At 51.0% G+C, this 26,540-nt stretch carries 34 protein-coding genes; 13 read left to right on the top strand and 21 right to left on the bottom strand.

The window, feature by feature from the left end; genetic code table 11:
- Positions 1-68: 68 nt before the first annotated feature.
- Genes AAFN85_RS27115 through AAFN85_RS27085 form a run of 7 tightly spaced genes read right to left on the bottom strand, consistent with a single transcriptional unit; the run spans position 69 to position 4,771 of the window.
- Positions 69-554 (bottom strand): YetF domain-containing protein, encoded by a 486-nt coding sequence (locus AAFN85_RS27115; protein ID WP_347531068.1) that lies wholly within the window; start codon positions 552-554, stop codon positions 69-71.
- The gene (locus tag AAFN85_RS27110; RefSeq protein ID WP_347531066.1) at positions 538-1,029 is read right to left on the bottom strand and encodes an inorganic diphosphatase; all 492 of its coding nucleotides are present in this window, start codon (positions 1,027-1,029) and stop codon (positions 538-540) included. Before AAFN85_RS27110 ends, AAFN85_RS27115 begins: the two co-directional genes overlap by 17 nt.
- A complete protein-coding gene (locus tag AAFN85_RS27105) occupies positions 1,019-2,221 on the bottom strand; it encodes a DUF2252 family protein (protein WP_347531064.1) in 1,203 nt (400 codons plus the stop codon). The genes AAFN85_RS27110 and AAFN85_RS27105 overlap by 11 nt, the downstream gene beginning before the upstream one ends.
- Before the next feature lie 3 nt (positions 2,222-2,224).
- Positions 2,225-2,857 carry a hypothetical protein gene (locus tag AAFN85_RS27100; RefSeq protein WP_347531063.1) on the bottom strand — a complete coding sequence of 211 codons (633 nt, stop codon included), beginning with the start codon at positions 2,855-2,857 and terminating at the stop codon, positions 2,225-2,227.
- Positions 2,854-3,312 carry a DUF1003 domain-containing protein gene (locus tag AAFN85_RS27095; protein ID WP_347531062.1) on the bottom strand — a complete coding sequence of 153 codons (459 nt, stop codon included), beginning with the start codon at positions 3,310-3,312 and terminating at the stop codon, positions 2,854-2,856. Before AAFN85_RS27095 ends, AAFN85_RS27100 begins: the two co-directional genes overlap by 4 nt.
- Complete coding sequence (locus AAFN85_RS27090) at positions 3,302-3,790, bottom strand: low affinity iron permease family protein (protein WP_347531060.1); 489 nt, start codon at positions 3,788-3,790, stop codon at positions 3,302-3,304. The genes AAFN85_RS27095 and AAFN85_RS27090 overlap by 11 nt, the downstream gene beginning before the upstream one ends.
- 3 nt (positions 3,791-3,793) lie before the next feature.
- Positions 3,794-4,771: an SDR family oxidoreductase gene (locus AAFN85_RS27085; RefSeq protein WP_347531058.1), complete on the bottom strand. Its 978-nt coding sequence runs from the start codon at positions 4,769-4,771 to the stop codon at positions 3,794-3,796.
- A 174-nt stretch (positions 4,772-4,945) separates the two neighbouring features.
- Between AAFN85_RS27085 and AAFN85_RS27080 the strand changes: the two genes are divergently transcribed.
- From AAFN85_RS27080 to AAFN85_RS27070, 3 genes are read left to right on the top strand one after another with little or no spacing between them, the layout of a single operon-like run.
- Complete coding sequence (locus AAFN85_RS27080) at positions 4,946-6,109, top strand: zinc-dependent alcohol dehydrogenase (RefSeq protein WP_347531056.1); 1,164 nt, start codon at positions 4,946-4,948, stop codon at positions 6,107-6,109.
- A gap of 14 nt (positions 6,110-6,123) precedes the next feature.
- A complete protein-coding gene (locus AAFN85_RS27075; RefSeq protein ID WP_347531055.1) occupies positions 6,124-6,912 on the top strand; it encodes an SDR family oxidoreductase in 789 nt (262 codons plus the stop codon).
- An 8-nt stretch (positions 6,913-6,920) separates the two neighbouring features.
- The gene (locus AAFN85_RS27070) at positions 6,921-7,097 is read left to right on the top strand and encodes a DUF6496 domain-containing protein (protein ID WP_347531053.1); all 177 of its coding nucleotides are present in this window, start codon (positions 6,921-6,923) and stop codon (positions 7,095-7,097) included.
- A gap of 500 nt (positions 7,098-7,597) precedes the next feature.
- On the opposite strand, the gene AAFN85_RS27065 is transcribed toward AAFN85_RS27070, so the two are convergent.
- Entirely contained in the window at positions 7,598-8,773 is a 1,176-nt protein-coding gene (locus AAFN85_RS27065) for a hypothetical protein (RefSeq protein ID WP_347531052.1), read from the bottom strand.
- A gap of 223 nt (positions 8,774-8,996) precedes the next feature.
- On the opposite strand from AAFN85_RS27065, the gene AAFN85_RS27060 reads away from it, so the two are divergent.
- From AAFN85_RS27060 to AAFN85_RS27035, 6 genes are all read left to right on the top strand, one after another.
- Entirely contained in the window at positions 8,997-9,278 is a 282-nt protein-coding gene (locus tag AAFN85_RS27060) for a hypothetical protein (protein WP_347531051.1), read from the top strand.
- 288 nt (positions 9,279-9,566) lie between these two features.
- A complete protein-coding gene (locus AAFN85_RS27055; RefSeq protein ID WP_347531049.1) occupies positions 9,567-9,755 on the top strand; it encodes a YtxH domain-containing protein in 189 nt (62 codons plus the stop codon).
- 46 nt (positions 9,756-9,801) lie between these two features.
- The gene (locus AAFN85_RS27050) at positions 9,802-10,284 is read left to right on the top strand and encodes a PA2169 family four-helix-bundle protein (RefSeq protein ID WP_347531048.1); all 483 of its coding nucleotides are present in this window, start codon (positions 9,802-9,804) and stop codon (positions 10,282-10,284) included.
- 52 nt (positions 10,285-10,336) lie between these two features.
- Positions 10,337-10,492 (top strand): DUF3606 domain-containing protein, encoded by a 156-nt coding sequence (locus AAFN85_RS27045; RefSeq protein ID WP_347531047.1) that lies wholly within the window; start codon positions 10,337-10,339, stop codon positions 10,490-10,492.
- A 3-nt stretch (positions 10,493-10,495) separates the two neighbouring features.
- Entirely contained in the window at positions 10,496-13,180 is a 2,685-nt protein-coding gene (ligD, locus tag AAFN85_RS27040) for a DNA ligase D (protein WP_347531046.1), read from the top strand.
- Between the two features lie 67 nt (positions 13,181-13,247).
- On the top strand, positions 13,248-13,532 hold the full coding sequence (locus tag AAFN85_RS27035; RefSeq protein ID WP_347531045.1) for a circadian clock KaiB family protein: 285 nt from the start codon (positions 13,248-13,250) through the stop codon (positions 13,530-13,532).
- Here AAFN85_RS27035 and AAFN85_RS27030 read toward each other — a convergent pair.
- Genes AAFN85_RS27030 through AAFN85_RS27020 form a run of 3 tightly spaced genes read right to left on the bottom strand, consistent with a single transcriptional unit; the run spans position 13,529 to position 15,445 of the window.
- Positions 13,529-14,158, bottom strand: a complete 630-nt coding sequence (locus AAFN85_RS27030; protein WP_347531044.1) for an HAD family hydrolase — start codon at positions 14,156-14,158, stop codon at positions 13,529-13,531. The two genes, AAFN85_RS27035 and AAFN85_RS27030, sit on opposite strands and share 4 nt — an antisense overlap.
- Before the next feature lie 4 nt (positions 14,159-14,162).
- Positions 14,163-15,269 carry a transaldolase gene (gene tal / locus AAFN85_RS27025; protein WP_347531043.1) on the bottom strand — a complete coding sequence of 369 codons (1,107 nt, stop codon included), beginning with the start codon at positions 15,267-15,269 and terminating at the stop codon, positions 14,163-14,165.
- A gap of 11 nt (positions 15,270-15,280) precedes the next feature.
- Positions 15,281-15,445, bottom strand: coding sequence for a hypothetical protein (locus tag AAFN85_RS27020; protein WP_347531042.1), 165 nt, complete (start codon positions 15,443-15,445; stop codon positions 15,281-15,283).
- A 141-nt stretch (positions 15,446-15,586) separates the two neighbouring features.
- Between AAFN85_RS27020 and AAFN85_RS27015 the strand changes: the two genes are divergently transcribed.
- Positions 15,587-17,494, top strand: a complete 1,908-nt coding sequence (locus AAFN85_RS27015; RefSeq protein WP_347531041.1) for an ATP-binding protein — start codon at positions 15,587-15,589, stop codon at positions 17,492-17,494.
- Here AAFN85_RS27015 and AAFN85_RS27010 read toward each other — a convergent pair.
- Positions 17,491-17,862, bottom strand: coding sequence for a response regulator (locus AAFN85_RS27010; protein WP_347531040.1), 372 nt, complete (start codon positions 17,860-17,862; stop codon positions 17,491-17,493). The two genes, AAFN85_RS27015 and AAFN85_RS27010, sit on opposite strands and share 4 nt — an antisense overlap.
- A gap of 165 nt (positions 17,863-18,027) precedes the next feature.
- Between AAFN85_RS27010 and AAFN85_RS27005 the strand changes: the two genes are divergently transcribed.
- Positions 18,028-18,387 (top strand): response regulator, encoded by a 360-nt coding sequence (locus AAFN85_RS27005; protein ID WP_347531039.1) that lies wholly within the window; start codon positions 18,028-18,030, stop codon positions 18,385-18,387.
- Here the strand turns inward: AAFN85_RS27005 and AAFN85_RS27000 are convergent.
- A complete protein-coding gene (locus AAFN85_RS27000; RefSeq protein WP_347531037.1) occupies positions 18,384-18,677 on the bottom strand; it encodes a hypothetical protein in 294 nt (97 codons plus the stop codon). The genes AAFN85_RS27005 and AAFN85_RS27000 overlap by 4 nt on opposite strands.
- A 63-nt stretch (positions 18,678-18,740) precedes the next feature.
- The gene (locus AAFN85_RS26995; RefSeq protein ID WP_347531035.1) at positions 18,741-19,181 is read right to left on the bottom strand and encodes an Hsp20/alpha crystallin family protein; all 441 of its coding nucleotides are present in this window, start codon (positions 19,179-19,181) and stop codon (positions 18,741-18,743) included.
- Between the two features lie 211 nt (positions 19,182-19,392).
- Here AAFN85_RS26995 and AAFN85_RS26990 point away from each other — a divergent pair, with 211 nt between their 5' ends.
- Both AAFN85_RS26990 and AAFN85_RS26985 read left to right on the top strand, forming a co-directional pair.
- Positions 19,393-19,812, top strand: coding sequence for a PH domain-containing protein (locus AAFN85_RS26990; RefSeq protein ID WP_347531033.1), 420 nt, complete (start codon positions 19,393-19,395; stop codon positions 19,810-19,812).
- Positions 19,813-19,899: 87 nt separating this feature from the next.
- Positions 19,900-20,487, top strand: a complete 588-nt coding sequence (locus AAFN85_RS26985; RefSeq protein ID WP_347531032.1) for a DUF4142 domain-containing protein — start codon at positions 19,900-19,902, stop codon at positions 20,485-20,487.
- Positions 20,488-20,605: 118 nt separating this feature from the next.
- Here the strand turns inward: AAFN85_RS26985 and AAFN85_RS26980 are convergent, their stop codons facing one another.
- The 7 genes from AAFN85_RS26980 to AAFN85_RS26950 form a co-directional block, all read right to left on the bottom strand.
- Positions 20,606-22,870, bottom strand: a complete 2,265-nt coding sequence (locus AAFN85_RS26980) for a mechanosensitive ion channel domain-containing protein (RefSeq protein ID WP_347531030.1) — start codon at positions 22,868-22,870, stop codon at positions 20,606-20,608.
- A 70-nt stretch (positions 22,871-22,940) separates the two neighbouring features.
- Positions 22,941-23,927 (bottom strand): YihY/virulence factor BrkB family protein, encoded by a 987-nt coding sequence (locus AAFN85_RS26975; protein ID WP_347531028.1) that lies wholly within the window; start codon positions 23,925-23,927, stop codon positions 22,941-22,943.
- A 64-nt stretch (positions 23,928-23,991) separates the two neighbouring features.
- On the bottom strand, positions 23,992-25,173 hold the full coding sequence (locus tag AAFN85_RS26970; RefSeq protein WP_347531026.1) for an MFS transporter: 1,182 nt from the start codon (positions 25,171-25,173) through the stop codon (positions 23,992-23,994).
- 8 nt (positions 25,174-25,181) lie between these two features.
- Complete coding sequence (locus AAFN85_RS26965) at positions 25,182-25,505, bottom strand: YtxH domain-containing protein (protein WP_347531024.1); 324 nt, start codon at positions 25,503-25,505, stop codon at positions 25,182-25,184.
- Entirely contained in the window at positions 25,474-25,884 is a 411-nt protein-coding gene (locus AAFN85_RS26960) for a hypothetical protein (RefSeq protein ID WP_347531023.1), read from the bottom strand. The genes AAFN85_RS26965 and AAFN85_RS26960 overlap by 32 nt, the downstream gene beginning before the upstream one ends.
- Positions 25,885-25,893: 9 nt before the next feature.
- Complete coding sequence (locus tag AAFN85_RS26955; RefSeq protein WP_347531022.1) at positions 25,894-26,163, bottom strand: YtxH domain-containing protein; 270 nt, start codon at positions 26,161-26,163, stop codon at positions 25,894-25,896.
- Entirely contained in the window at positions 26,160-26,501 is a 342-nt protein-coding gene (locus tag AAFN85_RS26950) for a hypothetical protein (protein ID WP_347531021.1), read from the bottom strand. The genes AAFN85_RS26955 and AAFN85_RS26950 overlap by 4 nt, the downstream gene beginning before the upstream one ends.
- Positions 26,502-26,540 lie beyond the last annotated feature (39 nt).

Genomic DNA, 26,540 nt, shown 5'->3' with positions numbered 1-26,540 from the left:
AATGACAGCGCTCATCTCGGCATAAATATCAAAGTAAAGCGGCTACACATTTCTTCCAAAAACTATGGCTATTTTTTGATCGCGCTGATCTCCCCGTTCCGTTCCATATAGACCTTTTGGATCTGGTCCATATCCTCGGTCAAAGCCGACTTCCGGACGCCCTGCATCAGGTCTTCCTCACAGACCAGCGCCTTTTTCATGTTTTCTTTTAGGTACACACCGTCCTTGAAAAGCAGGATCTTCTCACCTTCGATGACCCGGCTGATCCTTTGACTGCCGGCGATCAGCCGGCCGGTGGCCCGGTGCAGCAGGACGATCACGAAACAGCAGCAGATGACCGCTCCGAAAGGCGAAGCGCCGACGACTGCCCGGCTCATGATCGCGCCCAGCGAGATAGCGATAATGTTATCGAGCGCGGTCCGCACCCCGAAAGACCTGCGCCCCGAGATACGGATCAGGACCAGCATGACTAGGAACATCACGATGCCCCGGCTGCTCATTTGCAGGGCGTCCAGGTGTTCGCCCTCGCCAAAAAGTTTAAGTAATAGTTCCATGTTCGATCAATTTTAGCGCCTGCGCCGCATCCAGCCGGGCGGTGACCCGGAATTGTTTGCCCGCCTGTTCATTATAGTTCTTAAAAAAGTGTTCCAGTTGATTCAGTAGGGCTTCGGGTAGTTCCGCCAGGGTGTTCACTTCGGAAAAAAGCTGGGATACATCGGGGATGCCGACGAAGCGGTCGTTTCGCATCTGCTTGCCGTCCCGCTCCGTCTGTTCGGCCTGGAAGGCGCCGATGATCCGGCAATCGATAAGGCAACCCGGGAAAGTCCCGTTCTCATCGATGACGATGATATCCAGCGGGTCGCCGTCTTCTCCCTTCGTACCGGGGATCATCCCGAAATCAAAGGGAAAGATCAGCCCGGCGGGCAGAATCTTGTTCAGACGGAAACGGTTGACTTTTTCATCGTAATCAAATTTCTGGCTGAAGCCTTTGGGACTTTCGACCATAACGGTGATCGTTTTAGTTTCCATACTTCCCGGCTTTAAGGTCTCTGACAAATTCTTCATGATAGGATCTGGTTTTTGCTGCATAGCGCTGCGCATAAGTGATCACGGCCTCCTGCCAGCCCTGGTCCAGACCAAAGGCCATCAGTTCATCGATATTACCCGAACCCTGCATGCCGCCGCTGCGGAGCTGGGCCGAGGCGGTCAGTGCGGCCATGTCATCGATCACCTCGTACATATCCCGGTAATTTTTCAGCAATTTAAACTTGATGGTATCTTTGACCGGCTGCAGTTCCTGGATAATAAATGATTCGCCCCGGAATTCGGTGGTACTAAGCAAGGCAGCGGGGACGTTCTGCAGCCGCTGCTGAATACCGATCACCCGCGCGGCTTCGCTGTCCCAGGCCAATTGCTGAACGGACAGGTGCGGCTGTACCGAAGATGGCCGGGCCTGCTTCATATCCAGCAGCAAATAATGATCTTTGGTATTGGTGCTTTTCAGCAGGAACAGGTAGCGTTTGACGCCGATGCTGCCGGTACCTGCCAATCGAAAAACTATGCTTTGCACCTCATAGTTATAGGGCCCGTCGCTGCTGGTCCTGATCCATTCGTTGATGTGGGATTTTAATTCTTTCTTTAGTGGCTTATCCAGTTTGAAATGCCGTTCATCGGCCAGCGACAGCATGATCGTTCTTTTCTTGCTGACCGTGCGTTTTTTCAGGAGTTCCCTGTAAGTACCATCAGCCGCGGCTTTTAAAAAATCACAAACGATGCCTTTGGCGGTCCTTGGCTCGATGCTGATCGCTTTGCCTTTGGCCAGGGTAGCCGAATAGGTTTTGAGGTAGAGCTGCGCCATTTTCAGGGCTTTCTTTTCTTCAAAACCGAGGTTGTCAAAAGCGATAAAAATACTGGTCACCATGCGTACGGTCTCATAACTCGCGGGTGCCAGGAGCGCCTCGTCAAAATCGTTCAGGTCAAAATACACTAGCTTGTTATCGCCTTTATAGCTGCCGAAGTTCTCGATATGCAGGTCGCCGCAGATCCAGGCCAGCGGTGAAAGCGGCAGGGGTTCGGCTGCCGCCAGGTCTTCGTAAAACAAATGACAGGTGCCGCGAAAAAAGCGGAAGGCATTCTCGGCCATCGCTTCGTATTTCAGCTGCACCTTTTCCGGCAGCAGGGCTTCGTTAAATTTCTTTAAACGGTATAGCAGTTTATCCATAGTTTAATTATCGCTGACGATGGCTTTTCGTTTGCGCCGCATATTTACACTGTGTTTCCGCAGGAAATTGTAGGTGAAGGCAAAACCCATGTATTGTTCGTTCCTGTGGTCGTTGGTACCGTCAAAGAACAGGTAGCCCTGCTGTACGGCGACAGCGAAAACTTCGGTCACATTAAAATTGATGCTGTTGCAGATCTCGGTCATCATGCCCTGCTTGGCTTTGAAAACATAGCCGCCGCCCAGGCAGAGCGCTTCGGCGAAACGTCCTTTGGAGAACACATTGATTGTCGGCCGGAACTCGATGAAACGGGAAGTATCGGGTCCGTGATCGAGTGAACTGAGCCTGCCGGTTGCCAGGCCGATATCAAAGATCCCGAACGTTCTGCCAAATTCTACGGCGGGTGAAAAACGCTGTTCCACGCCGCCTTTGCTGTTTACGAAAACGTTGGCATTAAATGACAGATAAAAATATTGGGGTTCCTGGTTTTCCCTGGTGGTGTCCTTTTCGGTCACCGTATCGCGCTGCGTATGGCCCACCAGCAAAGGCTTTGCAGCAGGCGGAATGGTCTGGGCCTGCATTTGTCTGGCGCTGAGCAGTAACAACAGCAGTAAAATGAGGGGTAAGTTTTTTTTCACGTTTTGTCTTTTACTTTTTGGTGAATGTCGGCGATATCAGTTTCTTTTTTCATTTCTTCCAGCTCCTGGTCGTTGCGCTTAATGCCCATTTTCTGCTGTATCTCGTGTAGCATTTCCAGGATCTTGGTGATCTCATGCTCTGCCCGGACATTGATCTCGAACTCGACCTGCTCCCTGATCTTTTCCTGCCGGCGCTGTGTTTTCTGGCTGATCAGTACGGTTACGGATAGCACGATGGCAAATATGGAAAGGATCGTATCCAGGACATTGAAGGGCGAAGCGTCAAAAGGCTTCAGTCCCGCGATCCAGCCGCTGTTCCAGGCGATATAAAAAACGATCAGCAGCAGGCAGGCGATCAGGAACCAAACGCTGCCGAGGATATCGGATAAACGTTCGGTCGCACCGGGCTGCGCGGTGAGCGCTGAGCGAAGATGGCCGGATGTTTTAGCTTTCATTTTTCTTCGGTTTTGGCCGGTAAGATTTCCGGCTGCGGAAATGCCCGGACTTGGTGCGGTTATTTTCCTCAGCGGCATCAATGGAATGCGTACAGGTCAGATCATCCTCTTTTTCAGCCAGTTCGGACAGGCGGATATAGAACTTGTATAAGTGATCTAACTCTTCCTCCGTCAGGTCTTCGATATTGACCATGCGGTTACTGGTGCCCTCGTGCGAGGCCAGCAGTTCGTTGAGTTTGAGGTGGATGGCCTTGGAATCTTTATTCTGCGATTTCTGGATCAGGAACACCATCAGGAAAGTGACAATGGTGGTGCCGGTATTGATGACCAGCTGCCAGGTTTCAGAATAATGGAATAAAGGGCCGCTGACCGCCCAAATGACAACTGTCGCCGCAGCGATCATAAATGCGGCCGAACTCCCGGTAGCTGTCGTGGCCCAGTTGGAGAACTTTTCAAAAAAACTTTTTTTCTTTTTCATAGCTTATTTTCTTTTAGTGATCACCCAGCCCAGGGCCAGGCCGGCCAGCAAAGCGCCGGCGATATATTTGCGGTGAGCTTTGGGTTTGCCCGGCAGACCAAAGCCGCCGTGCCGGCTCATGCCGTAATCCACGGTGGTAAAAACATTGCCGTCGCTCAGGGCGATGGGGTCTGCACGATCCAGGTATTTTTTCATGACGAAACCGGTCATTTTGGTCACGGTTTCCGGTAGCAGCGCGTGCGAAAGTTTGAACAAAAGCGATACACTGCCGACATAGGTATTGGCTTTGGGCCGTCGGGCTACCTTGACCATGACCTGGGCCAGTCGCACCGGGTCGTAGACCGGCGGCGCGGGTTTAAGCACCTTGCCGGTGTAATTACCCGCATGCTGGATACCGGGCGTGTCCAAAAAGGCCGGGAACAGGTCGCATACATAGATCTCGGGAAAGCCGGTTAGTTCGCCTTTCAACGCTTCCGACCAGCCGCGCAGGCCGAACTTGGCCGCCGTATAGCCTGCGCCATAGGGCACGGGCAGGAAACCGCCGATGGAAATATTATTGATGAGCGTGCCCCAACCCTGTTCTTTAAAAAAAGGCAGTACAGCGTGCGCGCCGTTCATGTACCCCAGGAGGTTGGTCTTAATGACCTGCTCGTGGACGGCCATCGGGGTTTTGTCAAAGTCACCCGCCGCCAGCACGCCTGCATTATTGATCCAGACATCGATCCGGTCCTGCCAGTCGGCAGCAGCATTAGCCAGTGCGATCATGGCTTTGGCATCGCTGGTATCGGTCGGTACCACGAGCGCCTGCGCGCCCAGCGCCTCGCATTCAGCTTTGACCTCGTTCAGGGCAGCCTCGTTGCGGGCGGCGAGCACTAAATTGGTCCGATACTTGGCGAACTCCAGGGCGGCCGCGCGGCCCGCGCCGCTGGAAGCGCCGGTGATCACAATGGTAGTGCCTGTTAAGGAAATTGGTTTGCTCATGGGTTCAGGTTTTAGACGTTAATAATTTAATCAGGGTCAGTTTCATAGCCACAGAGAGTAAAGGGTTTCACCTCACTATAACATCAGGATCGGCGGTATTTGTTTTTTAAATATTATTAAACAATAATGTTTCCTTCAAGTTAATTATAAGCATCAAAACTTAATTATAAACCTATGAAGGCAGCAGTATTTCACAAACCAGGCAAGATCACCTGCGATACCGTAGAAGATCCGAAGATCGAACTGGCGACAGATGTTATTTTAAAGGTCACGGCGACCGCGATCTGCGGTTCCGACCTGCATATCCTGAGCGGCGCGGTGCCACAAAAGGAACCGATGATCATGGGCCATGAGTTCATGGGCATCGTGGAAGAGGTCGGCAAAGAGGTGAAGAACCTGAAACGAGGCGATCGCGTGGTCGTGCCTTTTCCCATCGCTTGCGGTCATTGCTTTTTTTGCCAGCATGGCGCTTCGCCTGCCTGCGAGCATTCCAATTATAAAACTTATGGGCCGGACGGTGACCTGATGGACCAGAAAGGCGCCGCCTTGTTCGGTTATACCGACCTTTATGGAGGTTATTCCGGCGGACAGGCGCAGTACGTACGTGTACCTTATGCCGATATCAGCCCGCGTATCGTGCCGGATAACCTAACGGATGAGCAAGTACTGTTCCTGACCGATATTTTTCCTACGGGCTGGTCGGCCATCGACTGGGCGCAGTTAAAAGGCGGCGAAGTGGTGGCCATCTTCGGTTCCGGCCCGGTGGGCCTGATGGCGCAGAAAGCGGCCTGGATCAACGGCGCCAGCCGGGTGATCGCCATAGATCCTTTGAACTACCGCCTGGAAAAAGCCAAAGCGGTCAATAAAGTGGATACGCTGAACCCGCATGAAGTGGATGTGGTGGAAGCGATCCGCGCGATGACCAATGGCCGCGGCGCGGATGTTTGCGTGGATGCGGTGGGCTTTGAGCCGGAACGCAATTTATTCGATAAGCTGAAAGCCACGGTCAATTTTGAAAAAGGCAGCATCAAGGTTTTGGAAATGGCTTTTAAAGCGGTACGCCGCATGGGGACGGTTTCGATCATGGGTGTTTATGGTTCGCCTTATGATAACTTTCCGCTGCACCGCCTGTTCGATAAGGGCATCACGCTGAAAATGGGCCAGGCGCCGGTACTGAATTATATCGACCAGCTCATCGACCTGGTCAAACAGGATAAGGTGCAACTGGATGATATCATTACACATCGCCTGCCGCTTACCCAGGTGGAACACGCCTATAAAATATTTGACGAAAAGGAAGAGGACTGCGTAAAGATCGTCCTCGACCCGCACGCTTAACTAATGCAATACCTATGGAAAATAACACTAAAACGGCCTTGATCACCGGCGGTACCAGCGGGATCGGCAAAGAACTGGCGAAACTGTTCGCTAAAGAAAACTATAATTTGATTCTTGTCGCCCGTAACCAGGAAGAACTGGACAGTACGGCTGCTGAACTGCAGTCAGCTGGCATCACGGTAGAAACCATTGTCAAAGACCTTTCCGATATGGAGCAGGCCAAAGCTTTGTGCACGGAAGTGACCGAGCAGGTGGATGTGCTGGTCAACGACGCTGGCCAGGGTGTTTACGGCCTGTTCACCGAAAACGAACTGGAGCGCGAACTGGGCATTGTTCACCTGAATATTTGCGCGACGGTGATCTTAACCAAACACTTTTTGAAACAGATGACTGCCCGCGGGGAAGGCAAGATCCTGAACCTGGGTTCCGTGGCCGGTAAGCTGCCCGGCCCCTGGCAGGCCGTTTATCATGCGACCAAAGCCTTTGTGTTGTCCTTTACCACGGCGGTACGCGAGGAAGTGAAAGACAGCGGCGTTACCCTGACCGCACTGATGCCGGGTGTGACCGATACTGATTTCTTTAACAAAGCCGGTATGAATGAGAGTAAAGCCGTACAGGATAAAGAAGCCATGGCCGACCCGGCTGATGTAGCCAAAGAGGGTTATGAAGCCCTGATGGCTGGTAAGGACCGGGTGATCGCGGGCTGGAAGAACAGCCTGGAAGTGCATGCCGCCAACCTGATGCCGGACAGCGCTGTAGCGCATCAATTATATGAACAACAAAAACCTATCGAAAAACAATAACAAAGCTCATGGCAAAATATTCAGAAAAAGCACAGGACAAGGTCCATAAAGCTTTACACGAAGAAAAAGAAGGTACGCTGAAAAGCGGCAGCGGCGAAAAAGTAACCAGTAAAAAACAGGCCATCGCCATCGGTCTTTCCGAAGCCCGGAAAGAAGGCGCAAAAGCCCCTAAAAAGAAAGATTAATGGAAGAAAAGAATTAACGCCAGGCCCGGAAGCCGATTGTCCGGGCCTGGCGTCAATCAGGTTTTAAGCAACAACTATGCCGTCTGCCGTTATCAAATCTTATCATTACGACGCCGCTCGCGTTATCTTCGAGGTCGTTTATCATTCCGGGAAGGTGTATCATTACCTGAACGTACCGGAAAGCGAGTACCGGCAATTTAAGGCGACGGTCGCCAAGGGCATCTGGTTCAACAGGCACATTAAAAATAAATTTCCGTTCAGGGAAGTGACACCCGGTTTAAATCAGACCGATCTTTTCTCCTCGTAGTAGTGCCAGGACATAATCATAAAAAGCTTGGGACCCGCTGGCGCTAAAATTTTGCCCAAGGTCCAATGGTCGTCGAAGCCGAGCACTTCGGTATAAAACCGGATGCTGCGCAACACATCGTCTGAATAAAAAATAGGAATAACCGACTCGATCTTCATCGTCCTTGATTTGAAGTCCTGTAAATATACGGTTTTCAGGCTGACAGGCGTTCCAATATTTGGGTTTTCGCTTGGGCAGCGATGATCCTGATCAGTAGCCGCCCGCTGTTCCAGCGCTTTAAACGATTGGCCAGCCGGATGCCCGCCCGGTCTTTGATCGTCCCATCGGCCAGGTAATATTCCCGCAGTTCTTTTTTCATCGCCCGGTGGATCGCTTCGGTTGTACCGAACAGGGGCAGTCCCGGCCGGGCCCTGACGATCCGGATCAACGCCAGCGTCATGGCCGCGGCATAATAGGGACAGTCCCAGTCATGCCGGTAGGGATCATCGCCGCTGACATTCACTTTTTGCAAAGGGTGGGAAATATCTTCGATCAGGTCTTTGATAGCCGCGCCAAAAAGGTTGGCGTATTCTTCCATAAAGAAGTACCACCAGCGGGGATGCTGCGGTAATTCCTTGAGCAGGGTATCGCAGACCAACACCCGCTGCGGGTAAAGCGGTGTCGCCGGGTCCATCACCAACAGGTTGACCCCGTAATGCCCCTCTTTGGCTGAATGACGGCTACAGATCACAAAAAATAATGGCCCGGTCTGTCCGGCAGCCTGCGCCCCAGCCGTCAGCACTTTAACCTCCTGAAGGCGGTCCTCCAGATAGCCGCGGCTAAAGAGCACCTGCAGCCTGCCGCCAGACTCGGCTAAACAGCGATGGCTGTTTTCGTCGAACACGTTACCGTTCGCCGGGCGGCTGCTGAAATGGTTGCCGCTATTATAACGAAGGGTGTCGGAATGCTCCGGATAGCTCGCGATGTCGGCTGTATCACCTTCCGGGGTTTGCTTGTTGGGCTGCACCGAGCGGAAGGGCACCTGCATCTTTTCGCTGTCCAGGCGCCGGGCCAGGTTGTAAATACGCTGCTCTGTGACAGCCAATAATGGATCGCCCGTGATGGGGTCGAAATATACGCTACGAACAGAGCGGCCGAGGTGCCTGGCGATCGCTTTATGTTTCAACAGCTCATGCATCGGGTGCGTGGTGCTGAGAAAAAAATCCCGCAGGGCATCGCCTTGTAGGTAGTCGCCCAGCGGCTGATCGAAGCGCAGCAAGGTCGCCTGCCCGTTAGTTTTGGCCCACCGCTTTAGAAAGCGGTGCATGGTGTTTTCAAAACGTTGGTTAGCCGCATTCGCTAAAGCGTGCGCATCTGTATGTTGTGTCATGAATAGCAAATGGAAATGATCGCCAGCGGGCCTCACTGTTACAGCGAGTCTGACTTTATAAATATAATAATTTAATGAGAATGTGATTTTAAATTTGAGTTAATTTTTTGTCAATTAATTTAAATTCACCCTGCCGCAATTATTCCGGAATGGAGTAAGGTTTTCGGCTGCCGCTATAGCAAGGTTTCAGGCCGCTGTTTATATTTGAATAAAACCAAACCTGATGAGCCTTACACTGACCCTCTACCGTCCCTATCCATTTGATATTTTATTTTACGAAAGGAAGGATCCATCAGAGCTCCTTTGTCTGATCCTGAGACCGAAGGGGCAATTTATGCTGCTAGAAAAGGATGATGTTTCAGGGCTGTGGCAGGGTTTGTCCGGCAACAATGATGACGAGGGATTTGAGCAGGCCATCCTGGAACAAGCCCGTAACCTGGTGCCGTGCATGCTTGCGGTCACCGCCGTCCGCCCCTGGCAGGAACTTTCAGCTAAATTTCGTTAGCTCACTCAAGATCCGACCAGGCTCCCCGGTTATAAGGGTATTTCACCTGCGCTTTGCAACAGCGCTGACAAACGCGGTGCGTTTTGGTTAAGCAGGCGCCAATCATGACTGACCAATAAACAAAGGATCTTTTGCACGCTTAAAGATAAAAAATCTTTTCATTGGTTCAGCCCTTTAAAATCAACTATAACGAAAGATCCTGCGCTATAGGCACTACCCAAGTTTGTGACCAGTACGCTGTTATTGGACGTTTGGCACTGCCTTTGACTGACAGTAATAAAAAACATTATGGGACATTTTAAATCATTCGCCTTAGGCCTGTTCACGGCCTATGGTGTTTACTACATCACCCGAAAGGGGCCGGACGGTCGCTCCATTTTAGACGAACTATTAGCCGATCCGGGCGCCTTCATGCGTCAGGCAAAAGATTTGGCGGTGCAGGATACGGTTCACGCCATCAAGGAAGAACTGAGTTGAGCATTCTAAACGGAGTGTAATTGCATAGATTTATTAAACTTAAAAAATGGACAACGACATAGGATCATCATCCCTGAAAACCAAAGACGAAGTGATCAGCGACCTGAAAGATTTACTGGAACTGGTCAATGACGGTAAAGAAGGCTACCATACCGCATCCGAAGCAACCGCTAGCCCCGAACTTAAAGCGCTGTTTTCAAAGTTATCGGGCGAGCGCATTGTATATACATCAGAGCTGAGGGACCATCTTGCCCTGCACGGCGCAGATGCCGACAATGACAGCGGCGGTATCTTAGGCGGATTGCACCGGACCTGGTTAATCATTAAAGGTGCCTTGACAGGCAAGGATAACAGATCACTGATAGAAACGATCATCACCGGGGAGAAAGCCGTGATCGCTAAGTACGATGAACTCATCGCAGATTTTGCCGACCATGCTGACCATATGGAATTACTAAAGGGCCAGCGGGAAGGTATTCAAACTGCGCTGGCGCAGATCGAATCGGAGCAGGCAAAATATCAGGAATAAGTACAGGCCGCCCTGTTTTCAGGGCGGAATTGTGGTCTTAAAAGATAGAACTATGGAAGAAAATAATAAAGCCGAGGTGGCCAAAATGGATCAGTTCGATTACGAATACTGGGCCAAACATTTCGATGTTTCGGTTGATGAATTCAAAGCAGCTAAAGACAAGGTCGGCGATAACCTCGAAGAGATCGCCAAATATTTTAAAAAGTAATTTATGGGCCTGAAAGAATACGTCAAAAAGCGGGACTTTAACAAGACGGCTGAACCCAAAGCCGGTAAAAGCAAGGACAAGGATCACCTGATCTTCGTGGTGCAGAAGCACGACGCCTCCCGTCTGCATTACGATTTCCGGCTGGAAATGGAGGGCGTATTGAAAAGCTGGGCAGTACCGAAAGGCCCGAGCCTTGACCCGAAGGTGAAGCACCTGGCCATGATGGTGGAAGACCATCCTTTCGACTACCTGAACTTTGAAGGTATCATCCCTAAAGGCGAATACGGCGGCGGCACAGTCATTGTCTGGGACGAAGGCATCTATGAGCCCATCGAACCGATAAAAGGCAAGAAGGCACAGGAGAAGCATTTGCTGAAACAACTGGCTTCCGGCTCTTTAAAGATCAAACTGCACGGTGAAAAACTCAACGGCGAGTTCGCGCTGGTCAAAACACACGGCATGGGCGAGAACGGCTGGCTGATGATCAAGCACAAGGACGAATTCGCTACCAGCGAAGATGTGACCAAAAAAGATAAATCCGTCCTTTCCGGCAAGACCATCGAAACGATGGAAAAGACCAGTGAAAAGGTCTGGCAAAACGGCCACGAAGAAGATGTGGTGCCGGATGAGGAATTAGCAGACGAGGTGGAAACAGAAGAATCGCCTGAAGTCGATGTGCAGGCGCTGTTAAAAGCAGCCCCAAAATCTAAGATCCCGGCTAACATCAAGCCCATGAAGGCGACCCTAGTCGATGAACCTTTTGACGAACCCGGCTGGCTGTTCGAGGTCAAACGGGACGGCTATCGGGCCATCGCCAATATTCAAAAAGATGAGGTCTCGCTCATCTCCCGCAACAATCTTCCCTTTGAAAAATATTACCCGATCAATGACGCCTTAAAGAAATGGGGCATGAATGCGGTACTCGATGGCGAGTTGCTGGTACTCAATGATAAAGGGCTTTCGGACTTCGGCGCCATGCAGAACTGGCGCAGCGAAGCCGACGGCAATTTGGTCTTTTATATTTTTGATATTTTGTGGTACGAGGGCAAGAATTTGATGAGCCTGCCATTAAGCCTACGGCAGGCTATCCTTCAAAGCATTTTGCCAAGAGATAACGACCATATCCGCCAGAGCAAAGTGTTCGATGCCAACGGCATTGATTTCTTTGCTGCCGCTGAACGCATGGGACTGGAAGGGATCATCGCCAAAAAAGCGGACAGTGTTTATACCTCCGACCTGCGCTCGAAAGAATGGCTGAAGGTAAAAGTACAACGGCGGCAGGAAGTGGTCATCGCCGGTTTTACCAAGAACGAGGGTACCGGCAAATCATTCAGTGCGCTGGTCTTGGGCGTTTATGATGCCAAAGGCGAACTGCAGTTTGTCGGCAAGGTGGGCACGGGCTTTTCAGACAAGCTCCAAAAGGAAATGATTGCGCAATTCGAACCGCTGATCACCAAGAATAGCCCTTTTGATTACGAGGTGGATGTCGATAAACCGACGCGCTTCCGGCCGAAACGTATGGGCGCCAAACCGACCTGGCTCAAACCCGAATTGGTTTGCGAGGTGGCTTTTGCCGAAGTGACCAGCGACGGCGTGTTTAGACAAGCCTCCTTTAAAGGGATGCGTACCGACAAAAAAGCCAAAGATGTCGTGCTGGAAACACCGGTTGATACGGAAGAAACGGTTCACGAAACCGAAAACAAGCCAGCAAAAAAAACTGATCTCAAATTGGAGCCGGTCAGATCGACCGAACGGAAAACGCTGGTCAATCCGACCGAGGACACCCAAACCAAGAAAGTTTGCGGCCATGAGCTGAAATTCAATCATGTGACCAAGCTGTACTGGCCGGAAGATAAAGTGACCAAAGGCGATATGCTCAACTACTATTATAAAGTTGGCGAATACATGATGCCTTACTTAAAGGACCGGCCTATGTCGCTGAATCGTTTTCCCGGGGGTATCCATGGCCATAGCTTCTATCAAAAGAACGTTACCGATAAGGCGCCGGACTGGGCCAAGACGTTCGACCATGTCACCGATGAAGGCAAGGTTACCAAATACCTGGTCGGCACCGATGAAGCCAGCCTGCTTTGGATGAATTCGTTAGGCTGTATCGAGATCAATCCCTGGTTCAGTAGAGCAGAAACACCTGACAACCCGGATTACTGTGTGATCGACTTGGACCCGGATAAACATACCTATGACCAGGTGGTCGAAGCGGCCCGAATTACCAAAGATATCCTGGATGCGATCGATGTGCCCAGCTATCCCAAAACTTCGGGCTCGACCGGGATGCATATCTATATCCCACTGGAAGCCAAATATATTTACCAGCAAAGCCAGTTGTTCGCGAACATTATTGTCAAACTGGTGCACAAACAAATACCCGACTATACCAGCCTGGAACGCAGCATTGCTGCCCGCAATGGTAAGATGTACCTCGACTTCCTACAAAACCGCCCCGGCGCCACTATTGCCGGGCCTTATTCCCTGCGCCCAAAACCCGGTGCGACGGTTTCCATGCCGCTGAGCTGGGACGAGGTCAAACCCGGCCTGACCATACAGCATTTCAATATCCATAACGCGCTGGGCCGCCTGAAAGAAACCGGCGACCTGTTCAAAGGCGTTTTAGGGGAAGGCATCGACCTGTCAAAAACCATTCAAAAGGCACAAACCGTTTTCAGCTAAAATTGTATTCAAAAAATAAACGAAAACAATTGATAGAAGTACAATTTATAAAGATCCCGACCGAGCTATGGAAAAGGAAAAATATAAGCTGTGCCTGTATGTGGCCGGCAATACGCAAAAATCACGCAGCGCCATTACAAACCTGGAGCGCTATTGTAAAGAACATTTAGCAGACCACTACACGGTCGAGGTGATCGACCTGCGGGAACACCCGCACCTGGCCGAAGGCAAGCAGATCATCGCCACGCCGACGCTGATCAAAAAATTACCCGAACCGATCAGGATATTGGTGGGTGACCTGAGCGACCAGGAGAAATTCCTGGTGGGTTTGGATCTTAAGCGGGAAGGTTAAGAACGCAAGAGCGCCACCAGCTTATCGTAATGTTGCTCGTGCCAGGTGACGCCTTCGGACTTGAACCGGCTCTCCGGATCGTATAGGTAAGTTTTGATGCCCAGATCACGGGCCATGCCGATCTCCGATTCCGGGTCATCCCCGACTGCGATCAACTCGTCCTTCTCATAACCATACTTTTGCATGAGCCGCGCAAAAACGTCGCGCTTGGTCTCGTCGGTGACTTCCTGGTCAACGACGATCACTTCCTTAAAATCGCTGCGCACACCCAGGGCGTCCACCTTGCTTTGCTGTAATTTAGTAAAACCGGCCGTGACCAGGAATTTCGTCACGCTGGTCGACCTGGCCAGTTCATAATCTTTGTAGGGCTTGACTGGCTTGTTATAAACCGTTTGTTTCAGCAGTTCGATCCCGTTGCTTTTTAGTTGGGCTGGAAAGTGATACTTGTCCGCGATCTTTTGGAACGGCATACGAACCAGTTCCGATTTAATGCTTTCGATGATCTCATCGCTAAGATTAATACGGTATTGTTCCATCAATTCATAGATCGGCCCGAAAATTTCGTCGCTGATCGTTGTGGTGGCAAAGATCGTATTGTCAAGATCGAAAATCAGCGCTTTGATCATGTATTTATCTACTATTTCGTTTTCCCGCTATGGCATTTAAGAGCTTGTCAAAGGGCTTATTGAATTTCTCGATCCCTTCCGCTTCCAGCTGCTGTGCTACTTTTTCCAGGTCGATACCGGCATTCGTTAACTTCCGGATGGTATTGCCTGCTTCTTCCAGGCCGGTTTCCAATGTCGCGTTGACGATGCCATGATCGCGGAAAGCATCTATGGTATCCAATGGTGCGGTATCCACCGTATCCGGCCCGATCAGGGCTTCCACATATTTGGTATCCCTGGCAGCAGGATCCTTACTGCTGGTACTTGCCCAAAGCAAGCGTTGCGGTTTAGCGCCCTGGTCGGCCAGTTTTTGCCAGCGTTCACTGCTGAAAACCCTTTTGTAGACGGCATAGGCCTGCTTGGCCAGGGCGATAGCCGTTTCTCCTTTGAGGTCTTGTAAACCCTTTTCGTCCAGCAGGGGGTCGACCAGCAGGTCGATTCGGCTCAGGAAAAAACTGGCTACCGAAGCAATCCCGTTGATCGTTTCGCCGTTAGCGAGCCGGTCTTCCAGCCCCGAAATATAAGCTTCGGTTACGGCTTCATAACGTTTCAAGCCAAACAGCAGGGTTACATTAACGTTGATGCCCGCCGAGATCACCTCACGGATAGCAGGTAAACCCGGTTCTGTTCCCGGAATTTTGATCATTACATTCTTGCGGCCGACCTTTTCCCACAGTAGGTGCGCCTGCGCAATGGTTTTTTCCGTTTCCAATGCCAGCGAAGGAGCTACCTCGAGGCTGACATAACCGTCGGCGCCCTTGACCTCGTCGTTATACACGCCGTCGAACAGGTCTGCGGCCTGCTGAATATCTGCGACCGCGATCTCAAAAAATAGCTCTTCATCGCTCAGTGCACTTTTCCCTAACCGGGCGATATCCGCATCGTAGTCCGCGCTGGCCGCAATGGCCGCGGCAAAGATCGCGGGGTTGGAAGTGACGCCGCGCAAGCCATCTTCTTCGATCATGCTAGTGAGTTTACCCGAACGCATGATCTCCCGATCAATAAAGTCCAGCCAGATGCTTTGCTTAAAATTCTCGTGGATCTGTTTGACCCTGTTTGCTTGTTCTATCATCACTATTATCGTTAGCCGGCACTGTTATTATCCTGGAGGTCATCAGACGGGAATTCTTTGGTTACGCCGCTATCCAGCTTCACGCTGATCCGGTCGCCGCTGGCATCCACTACTTCGCCTTCTTCACCCTCTTTGGTGATGACCCGCTGTCCTTTCAAAAATAAATGCTCATCCATACTGTCATTGCCTATTAGGTTAACCTGCCCGGTCTGCTATTGTTTTCCCCGGGCAGGAAATAAAAAGCGGAAGCCACGACCGCCCGGAGGCCCGCGGGAGCCATATTTTTACTACTTTAGCCATTAATAAATCAAAGCAACATGCAGCTCACCGACGGCGAAAATCTTTATGCTATAGTGCGTTCCGCGCCGATCGGGATCTGTATCCTGGATGCGGCTACGCTCAAAGCGGAGATCGTTAATGATAAATTTCTGGAGATCGCGGGAAAGTCCCGGGAAGCCATTTTGGGTAAATGGTACTGGGAGCCTTTCGCTGAAGCGCGGGCCTATTATGAAAAAGCGTTAACGGCTGTTGTTAAAAGCGGCGAACCTTATTATGCCGACGAGGTAGAACTGATGCTGGTCCGCCACGGCCGTGAGGAATGGATCTTTGTGACTTTCGTCTATGCCCCCGTAAAAAATGACGCGGGCGAAATCGTGAAGGTCGCGGTCTGGGTGCTGGAAAATACCCAACAAGTCAAGTCACGGCAAGCGATCAGTATCCTGAATGAACAACTGGGTAACGCTAACCGGGAACTGTCCACAGCGAATGAAGGGTTAGCGGGCAGCGACGCCCGGTTCCGTGCCCTGGTGCAGGACGCCCCGGTAGCGATATTTGTACTGCGCGGCCGGGAGATGATTTTTGAGACTGTCAACGACCTGATGTACCGCATGCTGGGCAAAGACAACGAGATCATTGGCAAAACCTATGCGGAAGCGGTACCTGAACTGGTGGGCCAGCCCTTTTTTGAGCTGCTGGATAAAGTATATCTTACAGGCGAAACATTCTACGGCAGCGAGGTGAAAGGCACGCTGACCATCGAGGGTAAAGCAAAGGACGGGTATTTTAATTTTATCTATAAACCGGTAAAAGATGAAACCGGCCAGGTCTACGGTGTCATGTGCGTGGCCATCGATGTACTGGAACAGGTGGAAGCGCGCAAGCAATTGGAACAGGCCTATACCCAGGTGCGCTTGTCCAAAGAAGCCGCGCAGCTCGGTACTTTTGACATGGATATGCTGGCCGGAACGATGGAATGGGACAGGCGCTGCCGGGAGCTTTTCGGGATCAGCCATGAGGGTGAAGTGACCTATGAAGGCGACTTTGTACAAGGCCTTCACCCCGATGACCGCGAACGTATCACCAGGATCATCGACGACGTTTTTGACAGGGGCAAAATGAACGGGGTGTACGATGTCGAGTACCGTACCGTCGGCATGGAAGACCAGCGGGTTCGCTGGGTCAGGGCCAAGGGACAGGTTTATTTCGATGAGCAAAACCGGCCGCTGCGCTTTATCGGTTCCGTGCTGGATATTACGGAGCAAAAACAGGACGAGCAGCGTAAGAATGATTTTATCGGTATGGTCAGCCATGAACTGAAGACGCCGCTGACCTCGCTGAACGCGATGGTACAGCTCGCGCAGCAGAAGCTGAAAAAAAGTAATGATACTTTCCTGGCTAATGTAATGGAGAATGCCGGCCGGCAGCTACGCAAAATGACCACGATGATCAATGGCTTTTTGAATGTCTCGCGGCTGGAGGCCGGTAAGATCCATATCGATCCGCAGCCCTTTACGCTTGACGACCTGATCCGCGAAGTGATCGATGAACTGATCCTGGGCGGCACCACGCACCAGATCGTAATGGAGGACGGCCCAAAAATCAAAATAAGCGCGGACCGCGACAAGATCGCTTCGGTGATCTCCAACCTGCTGAACAACGCGGTAAAGTATTCGCTGCGCGATACTTGCATCACCGTAGCCTGCCGCATCGTTTCCGGGGCGGCAGAAGTCAGTGTACGGGACGAGGGGATCGGTATCCGTCAGGAAGATGCTGCACGACTGTTTGAACGCTATTACCGCGTGCAGGATAAAGCGTTCCGTCATGTTTCCGGCTTTGGTATCGGGCTTTACTTGAGCGCGGAGATCGTCGAGCATCACGGCGGCCGTATCTGGGTAGAAAGCCAGCCAGGGAAAGGCAGTATATTTTATTTCAGCCTGCCGCTTTAAGCTGCCAGGCGGCGGACATGCAGCAACAGGTCTTCGACATCAAAAGGTTTGGCCACGTAATCGTTGGCGCCACATTTCTTTTCATGCATGGTGTGCCAGCCGTGTGTGGCAGAAACGAAACTAATTGGAATACCGCGCGTTGTTGGGTTATCTTTAAGTTCCCTGCAGATATCACGGCCATCCATGTCACCCAGGCGCACATCTGACAACAGGACATCCGGCCGGTTGTCCTGTATCGCTTTTAAGACCTCGTGTCCATTATCAAGAGCGAATACTGTATAGCCATCCGTTTCCAAAATCATCGTCATTACTTCCCGGATATCCTCATCATCGTCCACCACGAGTATCTTTTTCGAACCAACTGCCATACTTTATTTTATGCACCCTTTTATTGCTGGTTGTAAGCCAATTACCATGCCATTAGCAAACAATTGTACAACTATGCTGTTTATTTTACATCGAACCCAGAACGAGCGACCAGCCGACAGCAAAAGTTTCTTTCTTTTTTTGGATTCCTTCAAAAAAACCAGGCCATGGAAACCGTTGTTATTCAGGAATCCGATCAGGATGTATTAGAAGTATTATACGCCGCTTTGGAGCTGGAAGGTTTCCGCGTGTATGCCTTGCCGGAGGCTGACGTGGATTTTTTAGCAGTGATCGATAAAGCACGGCCGCATGTGGTGATACTGGATTACCGCTTTAGCGGGGAGGAATGCAGGCAGCTTTGCAGAGCGATCAAAAAGCGTTACCCGCACCTGCCGGTAGTGGCGATGAGCTGTAACAGCAATATCAACGAGGTGTATGACCAGCATGGCTTCGATGATTATATCCCAAAGCCATTTGACCTCGAATTGTTATATGAGGTACTGCGGAAATATATTCCTAAAAATTAGGACCGCGGTTCGATGGCATGCAGCCGGAATAATTCGCGCGTAACGTGCTGGCAGTTCTCGCATAATTCGCTCAGTTTGCAGCTGATGGTTTTTACCTTGACCGGTATTTCGCCCGCTACTTCCAGCAGGTCCAGGTGCAGCATTGCCTTATCCTCTATATCCTGGCGGCCGTTCAACCCGTCAAAGACCGTTTCGGCAAATGAGCGGTCTTTGCCTAAAAAATATTGCCCGCAGGCCTTAAAGCCGTCCGGCGTGCGGAAGCTGATCAATAACTCAAACTCACTTTTCATAACGCACAAAGAAAGAGAAGGCCCCTTTGAGGGCCTCCCGCTTCAAACTATTAATCACTAAATTTATTTGATCTCGATCTGCCTGCGCAGGGTTTTGGCCTCTTCCCGTTTAGCGATATCAATACGCAATACGCCATCGGTGTAAGTAGCGTCGATCTTGCTGTCGTCCGCGCTTTCCGGCAAGGTAAAGGAACGCACGAAGGAACTGTAGCTGTATTCGCGTTTGCTGTAGTTCTTCTGGTTGTCCTCGTGGTTGGTGCTTTGTTCTACCGAGATACTCAGCTGGTTGCGTTCGAGATTCAGTTTGAAATCTTCTTTTTTCAGGCCCGGCGCAGCCAGCTCCACATGGTAATTGTTCTCGGTCTCGCTAATATTGACAGCCGGCACGCGGGTCACCATACGGTCATTGAAAAAAGTGTCATTAAAAATAGAATCGAAAACGTCACTAAAGCCTGGCAGTAATGAACTGTTTCTTTTTTCAGGATTGAATTTAACTAAGGTCATGGCCTTCTCTTTTAAAAGTTGAACAATAAATTAATTAAACTAAAAAAGCCGTAACAAGCCCTGTGCCAGCGTATTGGCACTGCAAAATTTGCAGTTCAGCGCTGAAGTTTTTGCATTTTCCGTGTCAAAATTTCAGCGCTGGTTAAAGTATTTTTCCATTTCATAGAAAAAAGGTACATGGTTGCGTTATTTTCATTCCTTATCTTGCCACATGCAAACTTCCAGAACCTATCGTTCGGCGGTCAGTTACGGGCTGTTCATCCCGGCAGGCTTGCTGCTGGCCGTGGCGGCGGTGACGGCGATCTACGGCCGACAGGTCATATCCAGTATCCTGGTGACCGGCGTGATCCTGGGCATCGTGTTACCGATCTTTTTAAACACCAGCTATACGATCAACGGCGGAATTCTCCAGGTACGCTCCGGCTGGATCGTGCGGGTCGATATCCCGGTCGCCAGCATTAAAGCCATCCGGCCGACCAACAGCATCCTGAGCTCGCCGGCACTTTCGGTCGCTGACCGCATCGAGATCACTTACGGAAAGTTTGATAGTGTCATTGTCAGTCCAAAGGAACGCGCCGAATTTATTGCCGACCTGGTACGCCTGAACCCGGCCATCGTGGTAATGGTCTAGCGCCAAAAAAGGTGGAACGTGTTTAATGACAAACGGTAAAACTAATTGGCAGTGATCGTGTTATCATTCCAAACAATCCAAACACCCATGAAAAAATTAACGTACCTGACCCTTCTGGCTGCCGGCTTATTCGCTTTACAAAGCTGCGGTAATGGCCAGAAAGATGCCAAACAGACGGCAGACAGTCTGAACAAAACAAAAGACACCACTTCCAATGCGATGAATACCGGCGGTATCGCTGTGACCAGCGATGACGCGAAATTCGCGACCGAAGCGGCCAGCGGCGGCATGGCTGAAGTTGCACTGGGCAAACTGGCCCTCACCAAAACCAGCAACGCACAGATCAAAGACTTTGCGAACATGATGGTCAAAGACCATGGCAAAGCTAACGATGAACTGATGAGCATCGCCAAGACCAAGAACATTACGCTGCCGACCGAGCCGGACAGCACGCACCTCAAAAAGGCGGCGGATCTGGAAAAACTGAAAGGCACCGATTTTGATAAGGCTTACGTGGATGCGATGGTGGACGGCCATAAGAAAACCCTGGACCTTATGCAGAATGAGGCCAAAGATGGTAAAGACGCAGAATTAAAAGCTTTTGCCGGAAAAACCGCACCGACCGTAAAGATGCACCTGGACATGATCAATAAGATCCATGACGGGTTGAAATAAGCAATTTTTAAAGTGTATTATAGTTTTTGACAAAGCCCGGGATCCCGGGCTTTGTTATTTTACGGTACAACCAATGAAATGCTATTGATAAAGAATGCTATGTAAGGGCGGTGCTTAGCTACATCAGCTTAATACCTTCTTTCGGAAACCGCACCATCAACGCCCGGAAGAGTTGATTCTTAAAGCCCGCCTCTTCGAAAACGCTGCTGATCCAGATCAGGATGCGCAATTCAGCCGTGTCGGCAGTGATGGAATTGACCAGGATCTCCGGCTGCTCGGTTTTTACCAGCACATTCGATTTGGCCATTTCTTCCTTTACGATCTTAGAGACGATTTCTAGGTCGGAAGCAATGCTTACTTTCAAAACGATCTCGGATTGGACATAGGCCGAATCGATCGTCCAGTTGGTAAAGCGGTTAGCGATCAGGTCGCCGTTAGGGATCACCACTTCGGCACCCTGCTGGGTCAGCATTCGGCTGGCGCGGATACCGATATCCTGGATCTTGCCCTTTTTGTCCGCGAGTTCTACATAATCTCCGATCTGAAAGGGCTTTTCAAAGATCAGGATAATGCCGGAAACAAAGTTGTTGACGATATTCTGCATACCCAGGCCGATCCCCACACTGAGCGCGCCGAGTACCACGGTCAGCTTGTCGAGCGGTATACCCGAAGCCGTCACCGCGAAAAGCAGCCCTGCGATCAGCACGACTAAACGCAAAAGCGTTAGTTTGGAGCTTTTGTGTTCCACTCTCCGGGTAAAACGATTGCTCGGGGATTCGCCGAATAGCACACCGATATTTTTTTGCAGGATATTGGAAATGTACAGGATAACCGAGAAGAACAATACATTGCCGATCGTAAAGTTCAGGCTGCCCAGCGAACGCTTGTCATCCAGCAGCTGGCTGATAAAATCCCAGACCGGTTGCGACACGCCCAGGTTGATGAGAAAGACCAGCAGCCAGATGATGACAGATAAACCGCTCAAAACTTTTTTGAAGGTCAGGCGCGCCGAGGGGATATCGATCCGGGAGAACAAGCCCCCGCTGCAGGCGCTCAGCTTGATCTGCAACTCCAGCGCATCGGTAAAAAGTTGTACGAAAACGGCCAGCCCGATCACTTCGGTAATGCCGATGATCGCCGTACCGGTAAAGGATTTCGCCAGGCTCATCCGGCCGAATACATTAGCCAGTACCGCCAGGATATTCAGCGCCAGGTAAATAAGCATTACCGGGCGGATCAGCCGCGGATGCACTTCCTCGGCGAGCAGCTTACGGGAAAAGACATAACCGAAATAGATCGACGACAGGTTCAGCAGGACAAACCATAATCGCAGGAACAGGGAATCATGGACAGCGGCCGTGGTGACCTCGATCACCAGGAACAGGAAGACCATGAAAAGCCAGTAGCGCAGCTCATGTCCCGGCAGGCGGCGCCAAAAGAAAACACTCAGGGCGATCAGCAGTAACAGGTGCACGACCTCCATATATTGAAAAGGTGCATCTGGCTGGCAAAGCGGCGATAAGATCAGCATAACGATGATAGCGCCCGTCACAGGTACAGCGGTAATGTGGCGGAAATGCAGTTCGCCAACTTTAGCATCCGGCAGCAAAGCCTTCCGGTAATTGAAAAACACCCAGCTAAAAAACAGGACGCCGAACAGCATGGCCAGCAGGCGGTCGCCCCAGGTGCTGTTCAGGAATTTCTCCAGCACCAGGTCCTGCCAGGCATACGTGTTGCCGATATTACCCGTGATACTGGTCTTACCATTTTCTTTGGGCGCGGACCAAATATAGGTCGCCTCCTGCCGGAATTTGCTGGGGGCCGGTGGGCTGATCTTATGATCAACCATCGTCTCCAGGCTGTTGATCTGCGCAAAAGCCTGCGATACGTCAGCCAGCAAACGGTTCACCGTATCCAGCCCTATGCTGACGGAATTGTCGGTCAGGCGCAGGCGCTCGTTAAGTGCCGCCAGCTGGGCGGCGATGGCCGGGCGGTTCACGGAATCCGTTTTACTGACGGCGAGTACCGAATCTTTGATGATCTTTTGGATCAGGTTATGGCTTTGCTTCAGGTTACCCTGCGAGCGCTGCAAGCTCTTTTTATAAGCAGAAAGCTTGCCGGCATTTTTTTTCAGCGTATCCGCGTACTTTCCGAGTGTTTGTTTATCACTGGTCACCTTGACTTTTCCTGTTAATGGAGCGACCTGCTGGTGAATTGTTTTCAGGTCTTTTCGTACACGTGCCGGTGCAGCGGCTTTCTTGGCCGTGGCATTGACTTTGTCCAGCGCCGATTTGGCTTTGTTCAATTTCTGGCGCAAGGTGTCCTGGGCCTGCGCGGCCAGGCAGCAACAGCATAAAATAAATAGAATTTTCAGGAAACGCATGTTAAGCAAACACCTTTGGCGTCAAATTGTTGACACCGTTTTGCCAGCGCCAGCGATATAAAGCTTCGCCTCAATCTTTATTTTTTAATGTTTCGCCGGTTTTCTTATCTTTCTTTTCCGGCAAGACAGCTACATCTTTGGTTTCTTCCTTTTGCTCGACATGCACCGCAAATTCTGCCGGTTCGATCTTGATACCATAGAAATCAGCATAAGCTCGCGTGAATTCCGCCCCGAAATACAGGATAGCCGCCGTATAATAGATCCAGAGCAGGATGACGATCAGTGAACCGGCCGCGCCATAGGTCGAGCTCGTGCCGGACTTTTCGATATAAATGCCAATGACCAAACGTCCGATCATAAATAGAACGGCGGTGAAGATCGCACCCGAGCGCACATCACGCCAGCCGATCTTCGCATCAGGCAGTACCTTGAAAATGATACCGAAGAGGACCGCGATCACCAGGAAACTGATCACCGCATTCGCCACGTTGAGTAAGGTGACGGTGATCGCCGGGAGAAAATGTTTCAGGTAATCGCTCAAAGCCAGCAAAGCGCCGTTTAAAATGAGTGAGACCAGCAATAGAAATCCGATGGTCACGATCATGGAACCGGATAACAAGCGATCCTTCACCAGTTTGATCCAGCCCACTTTCGGTTTGGGCTTAACCTGCCAGATAATATTGATCGATTCCTGGATCTCCCCGAATACGGTGGTCGCGCCCAGGATCAATGTGACCACGCCGATGATCACAGAGATGGTCGACTTACCGGACATTTCCAGGTGCTTGATCATATCCTGGATCTGCTTGGCGGCGTCATTGCCGACCAGCCCATTGATCTCATAAAAGATCTTGCCCTGCGAAGCATCTTTGCCGAAAACCAACCCGGCGATAGAAATGACCAGCAACAGTAGCGGTGCCAGTGAAAAGATGGTGTAATAGGCTAATGAAGCGCTGTACTTCAGCGCCAGGTCGTTCATAAAGCCGTTAAAGGCTGCCTTCAGGATCGTAAAGCCGTTCTTAAAGGCGGATTTGGTCAGGTAATCTTTTAAAGCCATGAGCAAAGGTTGATGATGCGTCTTTTGATTTTAACTATTTATGGGTTAACCATCATTTGAACAATTAGTTCTTTCCCGCAGGAGATTCCTGGGTCTTCAAACGAAAAACAATGCCCAGGCCGGCCAGCATTAGGGCGCCTGACAGAAAGAAAGGCGTGTGCAAGGAAACAGCCGCCGCGGCACCCGCCATAGCCGGGCCTAAGGCCTGGCCTATCGAGGTGTACGACTGGTTGATCCCCATCAGCTCGCCTTCTTCACCTGCTTTACTGTGGTCGGCAATGATCGCATTAAGCATCGGGTTGCGCAAGCCGTTGAACAGACCGTAAATGCCGATACCGATCGCAAAAGGCACCATGGTACTGATCAGGCCCGCCCAGATCAAAGCGCCCAGGCATATGATGGTCGATACCATCAGGATGACCGAGCGCGCTTTCGTTATTTTGTTGATCAGCGGGATGGCCAGCTGCATGATGATACCGCTGATACCGAAACCTGCATAAAACAAACCAACCTGGGTCGGCGACAGTTGTAACGCGTCCGCGCAAAAGGTCTGAAAACCTATCAGCATGACAATTTGGGCGGTAGTCAATAAAAATCCGCTCAATACGGCCGGACCTACCACCGGACATTTAATGACCTCGATCAAGGCTCTATAGGAAAAAGAGTTAACGCCGCTATCCTTATCCTTCTTTTTACCCCCGTTCGTTTCTTTCAGAAAAAAGATACTTAACAATGCCGCCAGCACCGACAGGCCGCCGGCAAAGAAAAAAGGCACGCTCATCCCAAAACGGCTTAACAAACCACCCGCCGCCGGTCCGATCACATAGCCTAATCCGAAAGCCGAGCCCAGGATACCGAAGAATTTGGTGCGGTCTTTACCCGAGGAAATGTCCGCTATCATCGCCTGGGCGATGGCGATATCTCCGCCCGTTGCGCCGTCGATGATCCGCGCGGCAAACAAAACGACCAAGCTTCCCGCCAGACCAAACAGCACAAATCCTGCGGCAGTACCCAACAGGCAGGCCACCAGTAAGAGCTTGCGTCCCCAGCGATCCGACAAGCGCCCTAATAGCGGCCCCGCAAAGAACTGCGCCACTGAAAAGGATGCCGTCAGGAAACCCAGCACGGTTTTATTGACCCCGAACTGTTTACCGTAACTATAGATCAGCGGCACCATGATACCGAAACCGATGGCGTCGATCAGGCAGACGAAGGCCAGGATCCAAAGTGCTTTGCCAGCCTTCATCGCCTGGTTTAACTTTGCTGTTCCTGAATATCCTCCGCACTGCCGGGTTGTGCCTGATGCAGGATCTCGTTGTTTTTAAGCGCTTCCCGGTCAGTTTTTGGCGCTTTATTTTTGTGCTGCAGGTATGAAGGTGTTTCGTCCGCAGTAGCTGCTTCCGGCTCATGGCCGAGGAAAGTATCGCGCAGGCGGTTAAAATGACCGGACAATTGCCCCCGGACTTCCTTGCCGGTTTCGGTCAAAAACAGGTAAGCAGCCGCACCGGCTGCCAGCGAGCCGATCACGATACCGGCGATCAGCACTTTATGGTCGTTCTTTTCGAATGGATTTTTCATGATTGTCTGTAGATTTTTTGTGAAACAATTTATTAAACAGGGACTGCGCACCGTGCCAGGCATTTTCGGCACGTTCTTCGGTAACCAGTCCCGCGGCTTTCTGCGCGGCGAAATCGCCGATCAGGCGGGTCAGGAAATTGGAATGGCGGAACAAGGTTTTGTTTAGCGCCAAAGGTAGCAGCACGCGTGCCATCAGCGTTACCGGGTCGCGCCATTTATTTGCCTGGTGTCCCGGGAACAGGCTCCGGACGCTGGCGAAGACGGCCGACGGACTGCTAAAGCGCAGCGCTAAGGCTTCGCCTTGCTCGATGTCAGCGCTGCGCAGCCTGCTGATCTCTGCCCGCAATTCTTCCCTGTTGGAAATAGCTAAAGTATTCATGGCGTTTATTTAAGCGTGTTCCAGGTCGTCCGGATGCTCTTCCGCAGCAGCGAACCCGAGTTTCTCTTTGATCGTTCCTATTACCTTATCCTGTAACACTTCGGTCAGCTTATCCAGCTGCTCCCCTGCTGTCTCCTTGATCGAATCACTGAGCCTGGTCAGCGATTCGCATAGTTTGTCCCGTGTTTCGGTGCCTTCGCCCGGTGCGAATAAAATACCCAGGGCCGCGCCTGCGGCTAATCCGGCCAGCAGGGCGACGATAACTTTTGATTCTTTCATGATCTGTCTTTAAACATTTTTTTAATAAATATCCGGATGAACATATTCTGCAGGCTGACTTTCAAGAGGTGCCCCGAAAACAGGATCAGTACATACAATGAGGTAACGCAGCCAAAACCCATCCAATAAGATTTCAATAAATACCCGGCGAACAGTGCCAACGTCACACTTAAGAAAATAAAAGCGACCAGGCCGATGATGATAAGCACGATATCGGTGACAATATCCGCAATAACGCCGCTGGCTTTATCGATCCCTTCATATTTCAGCAGTTTGATCTTCGTCTCCAGGCACTGCTTAAGCTGTTCGATAATTGTCTGTGTAGTTGTTGTTTCCATAGTTATCCCCTGGTTTAAGCAACAACATGAACAGCGCTT

Origin of the sequence: Mucilaginibacter sp. CAU 1740, from assembly GCF_039839285.1 — a bacterium.
In the GTDB taxonomy this organism is placed as follows: Bacteria; Bacteroidota; Bacteroidia; order Sphingobacteriales; family Sphingobacteriaceae; genus Mucilaginibacter.
The sequence above is the reverse complement of the archived record's forward strand: the minus strand, read 5'-3'. Positions and strand labels throughout refer to the sequence as shown.